The organism is Nocardia acidivorans NBRC 108247, from assembly GCF_001625085.1.
GTDB lineage: Bacteria > Actinomycetota > Actinomycetes > Mycobacteriales > Mycobacteriaceae > Nocardia > Nocardia acidivorans.
In genome coordinates this window covers 1-5392 of sequence record NZ_BDAW01000117.1, presented here as the reverse complement: position 1 = coordinate 5392, position 5392 = coordinate 1, and the positions used below count along the sequence as shown (strand labels likewise).

Annotated in this window: 7 protein-coding genes; 5 read left to right on the top strand and 2 right to left on the bottom strand. The window is 68.1% G+C overall.

Annotated elements, in window-relative coordinates:
• Positions 1 to 842: acetyl-CoA C-acyltransferase (locus tag NA10_RS34035; protein WP_157556956.1), on the top strand; the 842-nt coding region annotated here is incomplete at its 5' end.
• 57 nt (positions 843 to 899) lie between these two features.
• Here NA10_RS34035 and NA10_RS34030 read toward each other — a convergent pair.
• Entirely contained in the window at positions 900 to 2111 is a 1212-nt protein-coding gene (locus NA10_RS34030) for an ADP-ribosylglycohydrolase family protein (protein ID WP_218021636.1), read from the bottom strand.
• 3 nt (positions 2112 to 2114) lie between these two features.
• Positions 2115 to 2555 carry a hypothetical protein gene (locus NA10_RS34025; protein WP_157556954.1) on the bottom strand — a complete coding sequence of 147 codons (441 nt, stop codon included), beginning with the start codon at positions 2553 to 2555 and terminating at the stop codon, positions 2115 to 2117.
• 258 nt (positions 2556 to 2813) lie between these two features.
• Between NA10_RS34025 and NA10_RS34020 the strand changes: the two genes are divergently transcribed.
• From NA10_RS34020 to NA10_RS34010, 4 genes are all read left to right on the top strand, one after another.
• On the top strand, positions 2814 to 3299 hold the full coding sequence (locus NA10_RS34020; protein WP_067574820.1) for a universal stress protein: 486 nt from the start codon (positions 2814 to 2816) through the stop codon (positions 3297 to 3299).
• 154 nt (positions 3300 to 3453) lie between these two features.
• Positions 3454 to 4545: an isochorismate synthase gene (locus NA10_RS34015; protein WP_067574819.1), complete on the top strand. Its 1092-nt coding sequence runs from the start codon at positions 3454 to 3456 to the stop codon at positions 4543 to 4545.
• 104 nt (positions 4546 to 4649) lie between these two features.
• Positions 4650 to 4820, top strand: coding sequence for a DUF2613 domain-containing protein (locus NA10_RS36250; RefSeq protein WP_084515661.1), 171 nt, complete (start codon positions 4650 to 4652; stop codon positions 4818 to 4820).
• A 37-nt stretch (positions 4821 to 4857) separates the two neighbouring features.
• Positions 4858 to 5392 (top strand): alpha-(1->3)-arabinofuranosyltransferase domain-containing protein (locus tag NA10_RS34010; protein ID WP_157556958.1); only part of this gene is annotated, 535 nt, incomplete at its 3' end.

Here is a 5392-nt window from a genome sequence, read left to right as displayed (position 1 = left end):
ATTACGCCAAACTGGTCGGCCGCCTGCGCCCGTCCATGGTCGGCATCGAGATCCCGCGCAATGCCGAACCGCGCACCGGACTGTCGATGGGTGAGCACGCCGCCATCACCGCCAAGGAATTCGGTATCGCGCGTGAGGCGCAGGACGAGCTGGCCTACCTGTCGCACCGGAATATGGCCGCCGCCTACGACCGCGGCTTCTTCGACGATCTGATCACCCCGTTCCTCGGGCTGACCCGCGATGACAACCTGCGTCCGGGCTCGACCATCGAGAAGCTGGCCACGCTCAAGCCGGTCTTCGGCGTCAAGGCGGGCGACGCCACCATGACCGCGGGCAACTCCACCCCGCTCACCGACGGCGCGTCGACCGTGCTCCTGTCCAGCGACGAGTGGGCCGCCGCGCGCAACCTGTCGCCGCTGGCCTACCTGGTCGACTCCGAGGTCGCCGCCGTGGATTACATCCACGGACCGGACGGGCTGCTGATGGCCCCGACCTACGCGGTGCCGCGCATGCTGGCCCGAAATGGCCTGACGCTGCAGGACTTCGACTTCTACGAGATCCACGAGGCGTTCGCCTCCGTGGTGCTGGCCACCCTGCAGGGCTGGGAGTCGGATCAGTACTGCAAGGAGCGCCTGGGCCTGGACGGCGCGCTGGGGTCGATCGACCGCAGCAAGCTGAATGTGAACGGCTCCTCGCTGGCGGCGGGTCACCCGTTCGCCGCCACCGGTGGTCGCATCATCGCCTCCACCGCGAAGATGCTGGCGGAGAATGGTGGCGGGCGCGCGCTCGTCTCCATCTGTGCCGCGGGCGGCCAGGGCGTCGTCGCCATCGTCGAGCGCTAGACACGATCCGAACGGAGGGCGGTACCGGTTCCCGAAACCGGCACCGCCCTCCGTCTTTCAGCCGATCAGGCGGTGAGTTCTGTTGGCCAGGTCAGAGATTCGGATCGAGGGGTGGCCGGTGACCGCGCTGTGCAGGGTGTTCTCCAGCGGGTCCGTCCAGCGGGCGGGAATATTCGCCGCGCCGGTGAGGATGCCCGCGACCGAACCGGCGGTGGCGGCATTGGCGTTCACATCCCAGCCGGAGCGAACGGCCAACCGCACCGTCTCGGTGAAATCTCCTTCGCCCCAGAGCAATCCGACGGCGATCAGGCAGGCATTGCCGATCGCGTGCAGCCGGTTATAGCGCGCCTGGCGGGTGTGGATGCCGGTGACGGCATGCTGCCAGGTCAGCTCCCGCTGATGCGCGTCTATCACTTCCGAGAGCGCCACCGCCAGTCGGGAATTCGCGGGAATCACGGTGTGCGCCCGCGCCAGCGCCTCCTGCGGGCTCACGGCGGTGAAGGCCGCCGCCACCAGTGCCGCGGCCCATCCGGCCGCCCACAGACCGTTGCCGGTATGCGAGATGGAGGCGTCCCGGGTCGCGAGTTCTGCGGCGCGGGCGGGGTTGCCCGGATTGGTGTAGCCGTAGATGTCCGCGCGCACCAGCGCACCCCGCCACTCGCGGTAGGGATTTCGATAGGTGGCGGTATCGGGCGGCAGGAATCCGTCGATGAGATTGCGATAGGCGACCCGCTCGGCGGTGGAGGTGCGCAGGAAGGGCAGGCGCTCCAGCCAGAGGGCGGCGACATCATCGGCGATGAAATGCGTGCCGTACTGCTCCAGCAGGTGCAGGCCCAGGATGGCGTAATCCAGGTTTTCGTCACGGGGACAGCCGATTACGCCGGTCTCGCGGGGTCCGGACAGTGCGCAGCCCGCACAGCGGCCCAGCCAGCCGCCGTGGACGCGATCGTGCAGTTCGGCGCGGGAGTAGTCGGCCGGGGTGGGGTAGACGGGCGAATCACGGGCTACGCCAATGATATTCGGATCACCGCCGGTGTCGATCCATTCGAAGTACGGCCAATCCGGGACCCGGTCGGCGGATTCGATGCGATCCAGCAGTCGCCAGCAGGCCGCGTCCATGGGCCTGTCTGCCAGCGACAACTCGTTCACATCCTCGGCGAACTCCGCTACCGCATAACCGGATTCACCGCGCTGACGCCATTCGTAGTAGAGCAGGGCCCGGGGATCGGCTTCATGATGGCCGAAGACGGCCGCTTCGATCGAGGACACGGCTCACAGCACCGCGAGGGTGGCGTCGAGCACCTCGGACAGCAGGGGTAGCGATTCGTCGCGATGCGGTGCGCGCGCCCACCACCTACCCTCCTGGGTGTGCCGTCCGAATCCGGTGGGCAGGATGACATTACTTCTGTGCGGGCCGATGTCCACGCTGTTGCGCTCCAAGCGTTCGAGGCATTCGTCGGTGGGATACCCGTCGAACACCGCCAGGAATGTACGCCGCGGCGGGCGGTCGCGCACCAGCACGGGGCCGGGCACGCCGCGCACCGTCAGTTCGCCGAGTATCAAGGCGCCCAACGGTTCCGGGGTGTTCAGGGCGGCGATGGCGTCGACCAGGGGTAGCACCACGAAGCCGGGGGTGGTGACATGCACGTGCGGCAGGCCGAACAGGGAGCGGTACACACTCGCCCATTCCTGCGGGGTAGTCAGCTCGTCCAACCGCACAATCCACCCCTCGTCCGGGCTCTGCCGCAACGACGACCATGTCGGGAGCCGGCGCGTACTCGGTGCCGGCACGTCGGCGGAAAACCGACACCTGTCAGTGAAAACCGGACCCGCGTATCCCACCACCGATTTGGGTGAATCGTTCGCAAACTGTGGACAACCCGCGACGGACGGGTGTCGGCAAGTCCGCTCACCCCGGCGTTCCGGGGTAATCTCACAGTAGAGACATGCGTTCCCACCAGGAGGTTCGTCATGCCGTGCGATTTGATGCTCATCGCGTACGACGGGTCCGAGAATGCGCGCCGCGCCGTCGAATACGCCGGGCGGTTCCTGGCCGCGAACAGAGCCGTGGTCCTGACCGCCTGGGAACCCATGGCTCGCCAGGCCGCTCGACTCTCCGGACTCTCCGGGGTCATGCAGCCGGAGTGGACGCCCGACGACGAGATCGAGGACATCGCGTACGTCGATGCCAAGACCATCAACGCCGAGGGGGTGCGACTGGCCAAAATCGCCGGGCTCAATGCCGAGGCGCGGACCGTCGAATGCACCACCACCATCTGGAACGCCATTGTCGAGGTGGCCGACGATCTGGATGTGGACATCATCGTGGCGGGCACCCGCGGCGCCACCGGAATCCGCGCGCTGATGCACTCCAGTGTGGCCGACGCGGTGCTCAAACACTGTCATCGACCGGTGCTGATGGTGCCGCCCGGACGCGAGCCCGCGCCGAAGCACTGACCGCGAGCACCCGGCCGAGCTGCGGTGATGCGATGGAAATCGCAGTGTCCCACCGGCTCCGGAGCACCCTCGGCGCGGATGTGATCGGTGCGACAGAGATATCGGTCGCTCTATCGATTTCGACTCCGGGATCGCGGACTATGGTCGGAAGACCATGGACGGATTCTTGCTCGCGACACCCAATGGCGTGGTGCGCACCACCGGCACCCGCATCGCCTTCGATGCGGCCGCCGCCGCATTGTCGGCGCTGCGCGCCGGGGATACCGACCTGATCGTCGGGGCGCTGCCGTTCGATCCGCGCCGACCGGCCGCACTCTGCGCACCCGAACAGGCCTTGCGCACCGCCGGACCGTGGCGACCCGCGGCCCTGCCCGAACTCCCGCCGGTCCGGGTTGTCTCCGAAATGCCCAGTGCCGCAGAGCATGTGGCGCGAGTGACGAAACTGGTCGAACAACTCTCCAATCCCGAGCAGCCCCTGCGCAAAGTGGTGGCGGCACGCTCACTACTGGCCGAAGCCGAAACGCCCCTGGAACCGGAGGTGGTGGCCGCGCACCTGGTCACCAGGCATCCGCGCGCCAATGTGTACGCCGTCGACCTCACCCCCGCCGGGCGCCCCGGGGAGACCCTGCTGGGCGCGACACCCGAGGTCCTGGTCGCCCGGCACGGGCGCAAGGTCACCCTGCGCCCGCTCGCCGGAACCCTCCCCCGACTCGCGGATCCGGACGCCGATGCGGCGCAGGCGCGGGAGCTGCTGTCCAGCAGTAAGAATCGCGAAGAACACGCATATGTCGTGGAGTGGATTCGAGAGCAGCTCACACCCGTCTGCGATGCGCTCGACATCCCGGACGGCCCCGAACTGCTGCACACCCCCGAGGTCTGGCATCTGGCCACGCCCATCACCGCCGAACTGCGCGATCCGGCCATGACCGCGCTCGATCTGGCCCTGCTGCTGCACCCGACGCCCGCCATCTGCGGCACCCCGACCGCCTTGGCGCTGGACGCCATCTGCGATCTCGAAGGCGACCGCGGGTTCTACAGCGGCGCGGTCGGCTGGTGCGACGCCGAGGGCGACGGCGAATGGGTGGTCGCCATCCGATGCGCCGAACTCTCCGCTGACGGGCGCTCCCTGCGCGCCTACGGGGGCGGCGGCATTGTCGCGGCCTCGGATCCCCGGACCGAACTCCTGGAAACCACCGCCAAACTGCGCACCTTCCTCGGCAGTTTGCAGTGCACTGTGCCCGAATAGTCGCCGCAAGCGGGCCGGCCGGTACGGACCTCGCTACCGTGACCCACCCAACCTGCTAGGTTTGCTCGAGTTGTACGACATGCGTCGATGTATGGGAGTCCGCGATGAAGTTTGCCGTTCCTGGTGTAGCGAGCGCTGCCGGCGGAGCCTTGATCGGGCTGGCCGCGGTCCTGGTGATCACGATGGCGGCCTCGCAGGACAAGCGCCCCGACATCGACCGGAGCGGCGACGCCTCCTCGTCGCTGCTCAATAACGTTGAGTACGGCGCGCGCTGACCGGCTGACCTCCGATACCACCGCCGCGACCGGCTCGATCGGAGACCGGTCGCCGAATACCGCACCGCTGGGCCGCCGCTGGCTGCTCGGCAGTGTGCTCGCCGCCTTCCTGCTGACCTTTCTGCAGGCGCCGGGCCGCACCGTCGCGGACACCAAATACGATCTGGCGCAGAATCCGCTCGGCTTCCTCGCGCGCGCCAGCCACCTGTGGAGCAGTCAGGCCCCGATGGGGCAGGTGCAGAATCAGGCGTACGGCTACTTCTTTCCACACGGGGCGTTCTTCTCGCTCGGACACATTCTCGGTCTGCCCGCCTGGGTCACCCAGCGCATCTGGTGGGCGTTGCTGCTGCTCGCCGGATTCTGGGGGATCATCCGGCTCTGTGAAACGCTCGGCATAGGCAGCCGCGGGTCCCGGATCATCGCGGCGGTCGCCTTCGCGCTCTCCCCGCGCGTGCTCACCACCCTCGGTTCGATCTCCTCCGAGACGCTGCCCATGATGCTCGCGCCGTGGGTGCTGCTCGCGCCCGCGGCGCTCGGGGTGGCGCTGCGCAAGGCGGACGCGGCCGACTCGC